Annotated in this window: 13 protein-coding genes, 2 tRNA genes and 2 pseudogenes; 5 read left to right on the forward strand and 12 right to left on the reverse strand. The window is 70.4% G+C overall.

Translation table 11 applies throughout. The features are described from left to right. Nucleotides 1-34 precede the first annotated feature (34 nt). From J1792_RS05885 to J1792_RS05905, 5 genes and pseudogenes are all read right to left on the reverse strand, one after another. A pseudogene (locus J1792_RS05885) lies at nt 35-973 on the reverse strand (class E sortase); the annotation flags it as partial. After that, nucleotides 943-1,581 (reverse strand): aminodeoxychorismate/anthranilate synthase component II, encoded by a 639-nt coding sequence (locus tag J1792_RS05890; protein ID WP_086568713.1) that lies wholly within the window; start codon nt 1,579-1,581, stop codon nt 943-945. The pseudogene J1792_RS05885 and the gene J1792_RS05890, both read right to left, overlap by 31 nt. A gap of 4 nt (nt 1,582-1,585) precedes the next feature. Then, nucleotides 1,586-1,780: a hypothetical protein gene (locus J1792_RS05895; protein ID WP_086568712.1), complete on the reverse strand. Its 195-nt coding sequence runs from the start codon at nt 1,778-1,780 to the stop codon at nt 1,586-1,588. 76 nt (nt 1,781-1,856) lie between these two features. Beyond that, nucleotides 1,857-2,681: a class E sortase gene (locus J1792_RS05900; RefSeq protein ID WP_086568710.1), complete on the reverse strand. Its 825-nt coding sequence runs from the start codon at nt 2,679-2,681 to the stop codon at nt 1,857-1,859. A gap of 18 nt (nt 2,682-2,699) precedes the next feature. Then, complete coding sequence (locus tag J1792_RS05905; protein ID WP_086568709.1) at nt 2,700-3,461, reverse strand: DUF881 domain-containing protein; 762 nt, start codon at nt 3,459-3,461, stop codon at nt 2,700-2,702. A 157-nt stretch (nt 3,462-3,618) separates the two neighbouring features. On the opposite strand from J1792_RS05905, the gene crgA reads away from it, so the two are divergent. Continuing rightward, on the forward strand, nt 3,619-3,876 hold the full coding sequence (gene crgA, locus J1792_RS05910; RefSeq protein WP_086568707.1) for a cell division protein CrgA: 258 nt from the start codon (nt 3,619-3,621) through the stop codon (nt 3,874-3,876). A gap of 366 nt (nt 3,877-4,242) precedes the next feature. On the opposite strand, the gene J1792_RS05915 is transcribed toward crgA, so the two are convergent. Both J1792_RS05915 and J1792_RS05920 read right to left on the reverse strand, forming a co-directional pair. Then, entirely contained in the window at nt 4,243-5,106 is an 864-nt protein-coding gene (locus J1792_RS05915; RefSeq protein WP_086568705.1) for a rhomboid family intramembrane serine protease, read from the reverse strand. Between the two features lie 129 nt (nt 5,107-5,235). Further along, nucleotides 5,236-5,763, reverse strand: a complete 528-nt coding sequence (locus tag J1792_RS05920) for a peptidylprolyl isomerase (RefSeq protein WP_207246749.1) — start codon at nt 5,761-5,763, stop codon at nt 5,236-5,238. Nucleotides 5,764-5,989: 226 nt separating this feature from the next. On the opposite strand from J1792_RS05920, the gene J1792_RS05925 reads away from it, so the two are divergent. Both J1792_RS05925 and J1792_RS05930 read left to right on the forward strand, forming a co-directional pair. Further along, complete coding sequence (locus tag J1792_RS05925; protein WP_086568702.1) at nt 5,990-6,637, forward strand: DUF5324 family protein; 648 nt, start codon at nt 5,990-5,992, stop codon at nt 6,635-6,637. 216 nt (nt 6,638-6,853) lie between these two features. Further along, nucleotides 6,854-7,090 (forward strand): acyl-CoA carboxylase epsilon subunit, encoded by a 237-nt coding sequence (locus tag J1792_RS05930; protein WP_086568700.1) that lies wholly within the window; start codon nt 6,854-6,856, stop codon nt 7,088-7,090. A gap of 112 nt (nt 7,091-7,202) precedes the next feature. Here J1792_RS05930 and J1792_RS05935 read toward each other — a convergent pair. After that, nucleotides 7,203-7,275: transfer RNA gene (locus tag J1792_RS05935), tRNA-Ala, on the reverse strand. Between the two features lie 117 nt (nt 7,276-7,392). Here J1792_RS05935 and J1792_RS05940 point away from each other — a divergent pair. Then, nucleotides 7,393-7,938 (forward strand): helix-turn-helix domain-containing protein, encoded by a 546-nt coding sequence (locus J1792_RS05940; RefSeq protein WP_086568698.1) that lies wholly within the window; start codon nt 7,393-7,395, stop codon nt 7,936-7,938. 50 nt (nt 7,939-7,988) lie between these two features. Then, a pseudogene (locus tag J1792_RS05945) lies at nt 7,989-9,115 on the forward strand (serine/threonine-protein kinase). A 182-nt stretch (nt 9,116-9,297) separates the two neighbouring features. Here the strand turns inward: J1792_RS05945 and J1792_RS33880 are convergent. From J1792_RS33880 to gyrA, 4 genes are all read right to left on the reverse strand, one after another. After that, the gene (locus J1792_RS33880; protein ID WP_003958712.1) at nt 9,298-9,432 is read right to left on the reverse strand and encodes a DLW-39 family protein; all 135 of its coding nucleotides are present in this window, start codon (nt 9,430-9,432) and stop codon (nt 9,298-9,300) included. Between the two features lie 161 nt (nt 9,433-9,593). Continuing rightward, a tRNA-Ile gene (locus J1792_RS05955) sits at nt 9,594-9,667 on the reverse strand. 72 nt (nt 9,668-9,739) lie between these two features. Further along, nucleotides 9,740-10,480: a DUF3566 domain-containing protein gene (locus tag J1792_RS05960; RefSeq protein WP_207247091.1), complete on the reverse strand. Its 741-nt coding sequence runs from the start codon at nt 10,478-10,480 to the stop codon at nt 9,740-9,742. A 384-nt stretch (nt 10,481-10,864) separates the two neighbouring features. Continuing rightward, on the reverse strand, nt 10,865-13,495 hold the full coding sequence (gene gyrA, locus J1792_RS05965; RefSeq protein WP_086567677.1) for a DNA gyrase subunit A: 2,631 nt from the start codon (nt 13,493-13,495) through the stop codon (nt 10,865-10,867). Nucleotides 13,496-13,504 lie beyond the last annotated feature (9 nt).

Genomic DNA, 13,504 nt, shown 5'->3' on the forward strand with positions numbered 1-13,504 from the left:
CCGCTTCGCTGTTCTGGTGCGTCTCTCGCGTGTCTCAGTTGACGAGCGCGTCCGGCTTTCCCTTGCTCCGGGGCCGCTCGTCGACCATCTTGCCCCACACGATCATGCGGTAGGTACTGGTGAACTCGGGGGTGCAGGTGGTCAGCGTGATGTACCGGCCGGGCCCGGTGAAGCGGGAACCGGCGGGCACGGGCTCGATGACCCGCACGTTCGCGGGAGACGTCTGATCCAGGCGGCTCGTCATCTCATAGGTGTAGAAGGCGCTCCTGGTCTCGACGACGATCTTGTCGCCGGGCTTCAGCCTGTTGACGTAGCGGAACGGTTCGCCGTGGGTGTTGCGGTGGGCGGCGAGGGCGAAGTTGCCCGTCCGGTCCCAGGGCATGGCGGTCCTGAGCGGGCCGTCGGCGTAGTGGCCGACCATGCCGCGGTCGAGCACCTTCTGCTTGCCGATGCCCTGGGCGATCGGGGCCTTCACGTCCAGCGTGGGGATGTAGAGGATGGCGAAGCCCTGGCCGGGCGAGAACTCCCCCGCGTCGCGGTCGGCTCCGGCGTCGTCGCCGGCCCAGCTGTGCTGCAGGTCCTTGGCGGCGCCGCCCGCCTGGCGCTGGGCGATGACGTTGGTCCACCACAGCTGGTAGGCGACGAACAGCAGCATCACGACACCGACGGTTATGAACAGCTCGCCCACGAACCGGCTCACGATCACGCCGGGGCTGTCCTTGCGGGCGCGCGCGGCGCGCTGGGCGGCCCGGCGGCGCTCCGCGCGCCCTCCGGTGGCGGCCGGCGGCTCGGGCTCGAGGCGGCGCAGCGTCATCGTCGGGACGTCCTCGGGCGGCAGCGGCTGCGAGAGGGAGCCCGTGCCGTACGCGTGGTGCGTGGCGCCCTGCGGCGGCCGTGCGGCCGCCGCCGTACTCCGGGGTTCCTGCTCGGGCCGGAGCGTGGTCACGCTCCGGCCTTGCCCACCACCGGGGCCAGTCCGGCCGAACGTTCCACCGCCCCCGTGTCACCGCAGGCGGCGAGCCAGTTCGCGAGCATCCGGTGGCCCCATTCGGTGAGCACCGATTCGGGGTGGAACTGCACGCCCTCGACCGGCAGGTCGCGGTGGCGCAGGCCCATGGCGATGCCCGTGTCCGTCCAGGCGGTGATCTCCAGCTCGTCCGGCCAGCTGTCCCTCTCCACGGCCAGCGAGTGGTAGCGGGTGGCCGTGAAGGGCGAGGGAAGGCCCTGGAAGACGCCCTTGCCCTCGTGGGTGACCGGCGAGGTCTTGCCGTGCAGCAGCTCGGGGGCCCGGTCGACGACCCCGCCGTAGGCGACGGCCATCGACTGCATGCCCAGGCAGACGCCGAAGACCGGCACGCCGGTGTTGGCGCAGTGCCGCACCATGTCGATGCAGACGCCGGCCTGTTCGGGCGCGCCGGGCCCGGGGGACAGCAGGACGCCGTCGAAGCCGTCCTGGGCGTGGCCGGGCTCGACCTCGTCGTTGCGGCGCACCTCGCACTCGGCGCCGAGCTGGTAGAGGTACTGCACGAGGTTGAAGACGAAGCTGTCGTAGTTGTCCACGACGAGGATGCGCGCGCTCACCGCGTTACCGCCATTCCGTCATTGCGCCGCCGGCGGGCATGCCGTTGTCGACCGTCACATCGTTGAACGGCAGCAGCGGTTCCGCCCAGGGGAAGACGTACTGGAAGAGGACGTAGACCGTCCCCAGCACGAGCAGCAGCGAGACCAGCGCCTTCACCCACGCGTTGCCCGGCAGATGACGCCAGATCCAGACGTACATGCTCTACCCACTCGCCGATGGTCGGTTCAGTAATGTGCGGCACCAGCCTAAGGGGCGACACGCCGTGAGCGGGGGGTCAGCCGGACAAAGCCGCGGGCCTTCCCGCGGCGACCGGGCGGGTCTCCTCCAGGTGCGCCCAGACGATCAGCCGGTGGCTGTGTCCCCACTCCGGATCGCAGGTGGTGAGCGTCAGATAGCGGCCGGGCGACCGGTAGCCGGCGGCCGCCGGCACGGGGTCGAGCACGGCGGTGTCGCCGGGCAGGGTGCGGTACGGGCGGGTGTCCACGCGGTACGTGAACCAGCTGGTGCCGTCGCCCAGCACCACGGCGTCGCCGGGCCGCAGCTCGTCGAGGTCCTTGAAGGGGTCGCCGTAGGTGCGGCGGTGGCCGGCGACCGCGAAGTTGCCCGTCTCCCCCAGGCGGGCGGTGCGTTCGTAGTGGCCCAGGCCCTTCTTGAGCAGCTCGGTGCCGGTGCCCTGGAGGACGGGCTTGACCCAGCCGGGGCCGAAGCGGGGGATGCGCATCACGGCGAAGGACGCGCCGGAGCGGTAGTCCGTACGGGGAGCGGGAACGGCCGGGCGTCGCGTTCCGCCGCCCGGTGACGGGGGGACGGCGGCGTCATCCGGCTGCTCGCCCGCGAGGGGCGGAGGGGCCGACGGGCCGGCGTCACCGGCGTCCGGGGCGGGTTCGGTGCCGGTGGCGGTGCCGGGCCCTGAGCCCGGCGCGGCGGGCGCGGCAGGTCCGGCCGCCCACCGCTGCTCGAGGCGGTCGAGTTCGTTGGCCATCGCGCCGTCCGCGCGGACCGAGGTCCAGTACAGGACGTACACCACGAAAAGGACGATCAACGTGCCGATGGTCAGGCACAGTTCGCTGAGCGTGCGGACGACGAGCCGTAACCCCATCGCCGGCTCCCTCCCGGGTCACCCCACGGGCTTGGCGTAGTGGAGATCCACTGTGCCCGAGTATCCGGGCAGCGTCACCGCGTCGTGCTGGTCGACTTTCCAGCCGAGGCCGTAGGCGTTGACGTACTGGAGGTAGTTCTGGATCGCGGGGGACTGGTCGAGGGCCTTGCGCAGCATGCCGCGGTCACCGACGGCGGTGACCTTGTAGGGCGGTGAGTAGACGCGGCCCTGGAGGATGAGGGTGTTGCCGACGCAGCGGACGGCGCTGGTGGAGATCAGCCGCTGGTCCATGACCTGGATGCCCTTGGCGCCGCCCTTCCACAGGGCGTTGACGACGGCCTGGAGGTCCTGCTGATGGATGACCAGGTCGTTGGGCTGGGGCTGCGGGACGCCGGGGATCCTGGCGGTGGCGTTGGGCGGGGCGTCCATGAGGGTGACGGTCAGTCCGGGGCCGTCGAGCCTGCGGGTGCCGGCGGCGGTCTCCAGCGCGGTGAGCTTGCGGTCCTGCGCGGTGTTGCCGGTGTCGCGCCGGGCCAGGGCGTCGACCTGGGCCCGGGCGCCGGCGGCGCTGTCCTCGAGGTCGGCGTTCTTGCGGCTGCGCTCCTGGATGAGGTCGGACAGCCGCAGCATCGAGGCGTCGGTACGGATGTTGGTGCCCTGGGCGGTGTTGAAGCTCATCCAGAAGATGAGCCCGGCCAGCGCGAAGACGCCGCCGGTCAACAGTCGTACCGGACGGAACCGCCGGACGGGCGCACCGGTGGAGTCGGCAGAATTGCTCAACGTACCCTTATCCTCTCCGACGCCGCGGAAGCACTACGCTAACGGACGCCCGGGGGAAGGCGGCGTTCCCGTCGTTCCGGCCCCGGCGGACAGGCCCGTTTCATCCCAGCGTTCATCCCAGCGCGGTCACGCAGCGCATCGACAGGAGAGTTCCCTCGTGCCGAAGTCACGGATCCGCAAGAAAGAAGACTTCACGCCCCCGCCGGCGAAGCAGCAGCAGAACCTCAAGCTGAGCACCGGGCGTGGCTGGGTGGCACCCCTGATGCTGGCGATGTTCCTGATCGGGCTGGCCTGGATCGTGGTCTTCTACGTGACGAGCGGCGACATGCCGATCCACGCCCTGCGCAACTGGAACATCGTGGTCGGCTTCGGCTTCATCGCCGCGGGATTCGTCGTCTCCACACAGTGGAAGTAGGGCACGTCCCGAGCGAGGCGGCGGGCGCCCGGACCATGGCCGGGCGCCGCACCCGTAAAACCCTGCCCTGAGCTTGCCGTGGAGTTATCCACACCCTCGTCCACAGTGGGGAAAAACTCAGACTGTCTGTGGATAACTTCCCCGAAGTTGACGCCGGTGTGACTGATCGCGAGCACTGCGTATCGATGGCGGCCCCGGCATCTCGGGACAGAAACCCAGCTCAGGGGCGTGACGGCCGCCACGAACACATGTTCCCCACGTCGTGCACAAGATTCCCCACTCGTTGTGGACAACCTGTGCGTCCACCGGTGTGGGTGAGGGGCGGCGGGGCCCGGAAACGGGCCCGTTCAGCGGGTCGCGGGCCCCTCAGGGCGTCAGTTGCAGCGTCCGTACGCCCACCACGACGATGATCGCCAGCAGCGCCGCCGCGCAGGTGAGGCGCTGGACGAGCACCCGCTTCTCGCGGGGCGCGTGCACCATCCCGTACGCCACCAGTGTGCCCACCACCAGGCCGCCGACGTGGGCCTCCCAGGCGATGTTGCTCCAGGTGAACGTGAAGATCAGGTTGAGCACCAGCAGGATGATGACCGGGCGCATGTCGTAGTTCAGCCGGCGCAGCAGCACGGCCGTGGCGCCCAGCAGCCCGAAGATCGCACCGGAGGCGCCCAGGGAGGGCTGGTTCTCGGGGGCGACCAGATAGGTCAGCGCGCTGCCGCCGAGGCCTGAGAGCAGATAGAGCGCCAGGAAGCGGGCGCGGCCGAGGGCCATCTCGAGCGGAGGCCCGAGCCACCACAGCGAGAGCATGTTGAAGGCGATGTGCATCGGCGTCTGGTGCAGGAAGGTCGCCGTCAGCAGGCGGTACCACTGCCCTTCGGCGACGCCCTCCAGCGGGCCGCCCTCCGTCAGCGCCGCCCGCCCGAACAGCTCGAGGCTGTCGAGCAGGATGCCGTCCGTGACCATCACGGCGATCCACACGGCGACGTTGATCCCCAGGAGGACCTTGGTCACCAGGCGCGGGTCGTCCACATGGGCGCCGCCCGCGACCGTGCGCGGGGCGTTGGCGCGGGGGGCGTGACCCGTACCGGAACCGCTGCTCACACACTCCGGGCACTGGAAGCCGACCGAGGCGCTGACCATGCACTCGGGGCAGATCGGACGTTCGCAGCGGGTGCAGCGAATGCCCGTCTCCCGGTCCGGGTGCCGGTAGCAGCGGACGGCCTGGTCGCTCATGCTCTCCCCTTGCCCCTGTCGCGGGCCGGTCGGCCCTGGGCCGGTGTGCCCTGTCCGCACCGCGCGGCCCCGCCCGGTCATACGCACGGGCGGGGCGGCAGGTTCCCGTGGGACCGTACGGCCCGGGGGTCAGCGCGTCTCGACGACGACCGACTCGATGACGACGCCGTTGACCGGGCGGTCGGTGCGCGGGTTGGTCTGCGTGGTCGCGATGGCGTCCACGACCTTCTTCGAGGCGTCGCTGACGACCTCGCCGAAGATGGTGTGCTTGCCCGTCAGCCACGCGGTGGGCGAGACGGTGATGAAGAACTGCGAGCCGTTGGTGCCCGGGCCGGCGTTGGCCATGGCGAGCAGGTAGGGCTTGGTGAAGGCGAGGTCGGGGTGGAACTCGTCCTTGAACTTGTAGCCGGGGCCGCCCGTGCCGTTGCCCAGCGGGTCACCGCCCTGGATCATGAAGCCCTCGATGACGCGGTGGAAGACCGTGCCGTCGTACAGCTTGTCCGTGGTCTTCTCCCCGGTCTCGGGGTTCACCCACTCGCGCCTGCCCTCCGCGAGCTCGACGAAGTTCGCGACCGTCTTGGGTGCGTGATTCGGGAGAAGCCGGATCTCGATGTCGCCCTGGTTGGTCTTCAGGGTGGCGTAGAGCTGCTCAGCCACGATCTACCTTCCATAGTCTTCGCTGACGACTGACGATCCTCGCACGGCGCCTTCGCGGCGAGTAACCACCAAAGCCCCGCGCGCGGCGGCGAAGCATGGCATTGTCGACCGAAGCCCCCCTTTGACCCGGATGCCCGCTCGCACATGCCGCACCGCCCATCGGCAGGCATGATTTTTCAATGGGTGGAAAGGCGACAAACCATACGCCACCGAGGAGGAGGTACTCGTGACCCGCAAGGACAGCGTGCGCGCCGCGACCAACACTGCCAAGGACAGCGTGCGCCACGCCGCGGAAGTGGTGGCGCCCTACGCCGGCACCGCGAAGGACACGGCCGTGCACTACGCGCATGAGGCCCGCACCCGGCTCGCTCCCAAGGTGGCCGAGGCGGCGCACCAGGCCCGTTCGCAGTACGACGCACACCTCCATCCCCGCCTCGAACACGCCCGGGAAGCGCTGCCACCCAGGATCGACCACGCCGCCGTGCGGGCCCGCGCCGTCGCCGAGCCGATGCGGGACGAGGCACTCTCCCGGGGCACGGCCGCGCTCGCCGCACTGCGCGGGGAGGTGTCGGCGGAGGACGTGCGCAAGCTCGGCAAGCGCCGGTGCCGCCGCGGCCGGGCGGGGCGGGCGGCCAAGCGCCTGGTGGTGCTGGGCGTCCTCGTCGGCGCAGCCGTCGCCGTGTGGAAGTGGTGGGACAAGCAGGCCAACCCCGACTGGCTGGTCGAGCCCCCGGAGGCCACCGAGCCCGGCGAACGGTCCTCGCTGACCTCCGTCGACGGCAGCTCCGCCGGCCTCGACCCGGAGGTCCAGGCCAAGCAGGACCGGGCGGACACGGAGGCGTCGTCCCCGGACGACAACGGCCCGCCGCGCTGACCGGCACGGAGGCGGGCGGACGACCGGGAGCGGGCCCGGAGACCCACGGGGTTTCCGGGCCCGTCGTCGTTCCTCGAGGTTTCCGTCGACCCTCGAGGTTTCCGTCGACCGCGCGGCCGTCACTCGTCCGGAGGTACCCGGCTTCCCGTCCGCCGGTGATCGAGCGCACGGTGGAAGGCGTCCCCAGCGACCCGGTACGGCAGTAAGGCCCCGCTCATGAACGACGACCTGTCCGGCGCCCTCGACCCCACCACGGTTCGGGTGACGCGCGGCCGCCCCGACCCCGACGAGCTCGCCGCGCTGGTCATCGGCCTCGCCCTGTGCTCGGGCGAGCCGGAGGACGACTCGCCGGCGGGCGGCGCGGCGCTGCCCACGCCCCATTGGACGACGCTCGCCGCGTTCCGGCCACCGGCCTGCTGGACGAGCCCCCGGCTGCGGAACACCGTTTTCTGACCCACGGATCACATGGATCCCAGCGGTCGCAGCCGTTGCGCAAGAGTTCGCGCCGGCGCCCTACAGCAAAACCCCCCGACCCGCATGTGCGCAGGTCAGGGGGTTTTTCTTGTGGAGCCTAGGGGAGTCGAACCCCTGACATCTGCCATGCAAAGACAGCGCTCTACCAACTGAGCTAAGGCCCCGTCGGGGACCAGACTACCCGGTGCCTGGAGTGTTTCCCGACCGGGTATCGCCGCGACCCACCACTCTCCGTAGGATGCACCGCAAGATTCGCTGCAGCGAAGCGAAGGGGAGAGCGAATGGACGCAGCACAGCAGGAAGCCACCGCCCGCGCACGGGAGCTGCAGCGCAGCTGGTACGGGGAGCCTCTGGGGGCGCTCTTCCGTCGCCTCATCGACGATCTCGGCCTCAACCAGGCCCGGCTCGCGTCCGTCCTGGGCCTGTCGGCGCCCATGCTGTCCCAGCTGATGAGTGGTCAGCGAGCCAAGATCGGCAACCCCGCCGTCGTCCAGCGGGTCCAGGCCCTGCAGGAGCTCTCCAGCCAGGTCGCCGACGGCAGCGTGAGCGCCGCCGAGGCCGCCGAGCGGATGGAGGAGGTCAAGAAGAGCTCGGGCGGCTCCGTCCTCAACTCCACGCAGACCACCGCCAGCAGCGGGGCGCCGACCGTGCGCCGGGTCGTGCGCGAGATCCAGTCGCTGCTGCGGTCGGTGGCGGGCGCGGGGGACATCATCGACGCCGCCGGCACGCTCGCCCCCACCCATCCCGAACTGGCCGAGTTCCTCCGGGTGTACGGAGCCGGACGGACGGCCGAGGCCGTCGCGCACTACGAGGCGCATCAGAGCTGACCGTGCCGGGGCGGGACCGGTGCCGGGGAAGCGGGGGCGACGCGTCGGACATGGGTGAGGTCTTCGCTGGGCGGTACGAGCTGGTGGACCCGATCGGGCGGGGCGGGGTGGGAGCCGTCTGGCGGGCCTGGGACCAGCGACGGCGGCGCTATGTGGCGGCGAAGGTGCTGCAGCAGAGCGACGCCCACACGCTGCTGAGGTTCGTCCGCGAACAGGCGCTGCGCATCGACCACCCGCATGTGCTGGCACCGATGAGCTGGGCGGCGGACGACGACAAGGTGCTGTTCACCATGGAGATGGTGGGCGGCGGTTCGCTCGCCCATCTCATCGGCGACTATGGGCCGTTACCGCCGCATTTCGTGTGTGTTCTCCTGGATCAGCTGCTGTCCGGGCTCACGGCGGTGCACGCGGAAGGCGTGGTGCACCGGGACATCAAGCCCGCCAATCTCCTTTTGGAGGCGACCGGTACGGGCCGGCCGCATTTACGGCTCTCCGATTTCGGGATCGCCATGCGCAAGGGCGAGCCACGGCTGACCGACACCAACTTTGTGATGGGTACGCCCGGTTACTTCGCGCCGGAGCAAATGCTGGGCGAGGAGCCCGACTTCCCCGCGGATCTCTTCGCCGTCGGCCTGGTGGCGCTCTATCTGCTCACCGGCCGGAAACCGGACGCCGAGGCACTGGTGGAGCGCTTTCAGGAACAAGGGATGCCGAATGCCCCCGAGGAGGTGCCCGCGCCCCTGTGGGAGGTGATCTCGAGCCTGCTGCACCCGGATCCGTACGCCCGCTTCCGTACGGCCGCCGGGGCGAGGAAGGCCCTCGCGGCGGCCGTCGAGCTGCTGGGCGAACGGCCCGCCGACGAGGAAGAGATCGAGGTCTTCGACCAGCTGGGCCCGCTGCCCCCGGGATTCGGCCCGGAGGGGCCGGAGCGCCACCCGATGCCGCCGCCCGGCCCTCCCCAGGTCCCGCCGCGCCCGAACTACCCGCCCACACGCCCCTACACGGCCCCACAGCCCGTCCCCGGGCCGTGCCGCCACCCTCGGCCCGCCAGGCCCCGGCGGCGCCCGTACGGGCCGCGCGCGGGCACTCGGGGCCGCCGGCGAAGGTGGCCGTCCCCGTGCTGATCGTGGCGCTGCTCTGCATCGCCGTGGGGGTGTGGGCGCTCAGGGCGGGCTGAACCGCCAGGGCGGGACATTCTTCACTTTCGCAATCATTTTATTTGCGAACGCAACAAAATCGTTCCGTCCCTTGGGCCGCCCGGCCGCGGCGCCTCCGGCCGGTGGCGGCCGGCACCGGCGAAAACGAGACAGGGCCCCGACCGCCGAAGCGGTCAGGGCCCTGCATCAGGCTTGTTGTGGCTCACACACCCGAACCTGCGGGCACGGAGTCGGTCGCCTCCGTCCACAGGTCCTGCTCGGCGCGATCCGCCTGGATCTGCCGGTACACGAGGAGCCCGCCGATGGCGGCCAGTGCGACCAGGAGCAGCTTCTTCACCGCGCGACCTCGTCTTTCCTTGACGTGAGGGGACCTCTGGGGGCCGATGATACACACCGGCCGATACCGATCGGTGACCTGCGTCCGGTCCGCCCGCGGCCGGCGAACTCCCAAAAGCGATCGGCCCGGACGGAGAATTCCGTCCGGGCCGATCGTGCGAGTGGGGCTAACAGGACTTGAACCTGTGGCCTCTTCCTTATCAGGGAAGCGCTCTAACCGTCTGAGCTATAGCCCCTCGCGACACCGAAAGATTAGCGCACGTGGGGCCCAGTCCCAAAATCGTGTCCGGGCCCCGTGCTCACGAGTGCTACTCGTCCTCGGCGAGAGTGAGCTCGACGCCGCCCACGAAGCCCGCCGAGAGGTTGTAGACGAAGGCGCCCAGCGTCGCCAGAGCCGTCGCCAGCACCACGTCGATCACCGCGATGATCGAGGTGAAGAGCAGGACGTGCGGCAGCGACAGGAACGACTCCAGGTCGAAGCCGCCGCCCTCACCGGAGGCCGTGGCGTCGCTGACCGTGCCGCCGACGGCGGAGAAGACGCCCATGGTGTCCATGACCAGCCACAGCACGGTCGCGGCCACGATGGTGCAGACGCCCAGCGCGACGGACAGCAGGAAGCTGACCTTCATCACCGACCACGGATCGGCCTTGGCCACCCGCAGCCGGGCCTTGCGCGTACGAGGGGCGGTGACGTCCGCCGGGGCCGTACGGGCCGCCGGGCGCGCCGCGGGGGCCTCGGCCCGGTCGGGCGCCTGCCGGGCGGCGGGGACGGCCTTCCCCGCGTTCTTGGCGGCCTTGGCGGCCTTGGCACCCTTGCCGTCGGCCGCGGCCTCGGCGGGCTGGGCCGCGGAAGCGGAACCAGAAGTGGAACCGGAAGCGGAACGCTCGGCCGGAGGCTCGTAGGCCTTCGGCGGGTGGTACGGCTGCGGACCTCGGGTCTCCGTCACAGTCTTCCCCCTGCCTGCGGGCCCGGCCCCGCCGTCCACGGAGCCGGCGCCGTCCGCGTCGGACTTCTTGTCACCGGCCTTGCCGGCGGCGACCTTCTTCATGGCGACCGTCTCGTCGCCGGTCTTCCCGGCCTCGCCCTTGGCGACCGCGGCCCGGGGGTCGGCCTTGCCTGCGACCGCCTTGGCGTCGGTCTTGGCGTCAGCTGCCTTGGCCTCGGTCTTGGCCTCGGCCTTGGCGTCCGGCTCGGCCTCGGCCTTGGCGTCCGGCTCGGTCCCAGCCGCCTTGTCGGCCGCCTGAGCGGCCGGCTTCTCCGTCGGCTCGGCGGACGACTTCCCGGCCTGCTTCCCGTCGGCGTCGACGGGCTTGGCCGTATCCGTATCCGTATCCGAGCCACGGGCACCGGTCTTGCCGGTGGCGGGCCGGGCAGGGTCCCGCCGCTTGGTACCCGCACCGCCGTCGGCGGTGCCCGTGGCTCGACTCACGAATTACTCCTCGGTGTCCTCGACCGGGGGCGCGACACCCTCGGCCGCCTCGGACCCGTCGCCGCCGGCTGCGTCGGTCAAGTCCTCGACACCCTCAGCCTCGCGACCGGCCTCGGCGTTCCGGGCGATGCCCACGACGGCATCGCGCTTGCCCAGGTTGATCAGTTGGACGCCCATGGTGTCACGGCCCGTCTCCCTGACTTCGTTGACCCGTGTACGGATCACGCCGCCGCTCAGCGTGATGGCGAGGATCTCGTCCGTCTCCTCCACCACCAGAGCACCGACGAGCGATCCGCGGTCCTCCACGATCTTGGCGGCCTTGATGCCGAGGCCGCCGCGGCCCTGGACGCGGTACTCGTCGACGTTCGTCCGCTTCGCGTAGCCACCGTCGGTGGCGGTGAAGACGAACGTACCGGGACGGACCACATTCATCGAGAGGAGCTCGTCCCCTTCGCGGAAGCTCATGCCCTTGACGCCGGACGTGGCCCGGCCCATGGGGCGCAGCGCCTCGTCCGTCGCGGTGAAGCGGATGGACTGGGCCTTCTTGCTGACGAGCAGCAGGTCGTCCTCGGCGGAGACCAGCTCGGCGCCGATGAGCTCGTCCTCCACGCCACCGTCCGTCTCGCGGAGGTTGATGGCGATGACACCGCCGGAGCGCGGCGAGTCGTAGTCCTTGAGCGAGGTCTTCTTCACCAGGCCGGACTTGGTGGCGAGCACCAGGTAGGGCGCCGCCTCGTAGTCGCGGACGGCGAGGATCTGGGCGATCTTCTCGTCCGGCTGGAAGGCCAGCAGGTTGGCCACGTGCTGGCCGCGCGCGTCCCGGCCGGCGTCCGGCAGCTCGTAGGCCTTGGCGCGGTAGACCCGGCCCTTGTTGGTGAAGAACAGCAGCCAGTGGTGCGTGGTGGAGACGAAGAAGTGGTCGACGATGTCGTCCTGCTTGAGCTTCGTGCCCCGTACGCCCTTGCCGCCGCGCTTCTGCGAGCGGTAGTCCTCGGTCTTGGTGCGCTTGACGTAGCCACCGTTGGTGATGGTGACGACGATGTCCTCTTCGGCGATGAGGTCCTCGATGGACATGTCGCCGTCGAAGGGGATCAGCTCGGAGCGCCGGTCGTCGCCGAACTTGTCGACGATGGCGGCGAGCTCCTCGCTGATGATCATCCGCTGCCGCTCGGGCGAGGCGAGGATCGCGTTGTACTCGTTGATCTTCGACTGGAGCTCGTCGTGCTCCGCGGTGATCTTCTGGTGCTCCAGGGCCGCCAGGCGGCGCAGCTGCATCTCCAGGATCGCGTTGGCCTGGATCTCGTCGATCTGCAGCAGGCCCATCAGACCCCCGCGGGCGACGTCGACGGTGTCGCTGCGCCGGATCAGCGCGATGACCTCGTCGATGGCGTCCAGGGCCTTGAGCAGACCGCGCAGGATGTGGGCGCGCTCCTCGGCCTTGCGCAGCCGGAAGCGGGTGCGCCGGACGATGACCTCTACCTGGTGGGTGACCCAGTTGCGGATGAAGGCGTCCAGCGACAGGGTGCGCGGCACGCCGTCCACCAGCGCCAGCATGTTGGCGCCGAAGTTCGTCTGCAGGTCGGTGTGCTTGTAGAGGTTGTTGAGGACGACCTTGGCGACCGCGTCCCGCTTGAGGACGATCACCAGGCGCTGGCCCGTGCGGGAGGACGTCTCGTCACGGACGTCGGCGATGCCGCCGACCCTGCCGTCCTTGACCAGGTCGGCGATCTTCTGCGCGAGGTTGTCCGGGTTGACCTGGTAGGGCAGCTCGGTGACCACCAGGCACTGGCGGTTCTGGATCTCCTCGACCTGGACCACCGCACGCATGGTGATCGAGCCGCGGCCGGTGCGGTAGGCCTCCTCGATGCCCTTGCGGCCCACCACGAGGGCGCCGGTCGGGAAGTCGGGGCCCTTGATGCGCTCCATGAGCGCCTCGAGGAGCTCCTCGGACGTCGCCTCGGGGTTCGCCAGGAACCACTGGGCGCCCTCGGCCACCTCGCGCAGGTTGTGCGGCGGGATGTTGGTGGCCATTCCGACCGCGATGCCCGCCGAGCCGTTGATCAGCAGGTTGGGGATGCGGGCCGGCAGGACCGTCGGCTCCTGGTTACGGCCGTCGTAGTTGTCCTGGAAGTCGACGGTCTCCTCGTCGATGTCCCGGAGCATCTCCATGGACAGCGGCATCATCTTGCACTCGGTGTACCGCATGGCGGCGGCCGGGTCGTTGCCCGGGGAACCGAAGTTGCCGTTGGAGTCCACCAGCGGCATGCGCATCGACCAGGACTGCGCCAGGCGCACCAGGGCGTCGTAGATGGAGGCGTCGCCGTGCGGGTGGTACGTACCCATGACGTCGCCGACGACGCGGGCGCACTTGTAGAAGCCCTTCTCGGGGCGGTAGCCGCCGTCGTACATCGCGTAGAGCACGCGGCGGTGCACCGGCTTGAGGCCGTCCCGCACGTCGGGCAGCGCACGCGAGACGATGACGCTCATCGCGTAGTCGAGGTACGAGCGCTGCATCTCCGTCTCGAGCCCGACGGGCTCGACACGCATCCCCACGCCCTCCAGCGGCGCGGGCGCGCCCTCGGGCGTCACCTCGGGCACGGGAGCGGTGGGAGTCTCAGGGGTCTCGTCGGCCATTGGTGTTCA

Source organism: Streptomyces triculaminicus, assembly GCF_017349075.1.
Taxonomy (GTDB): domain Bacteria; phylum Actinomycetota; class Actinomycetes; order Streptomycetales; family Streptomycetaceae; genus Streptomyces; species Streptomyces triculaminicus.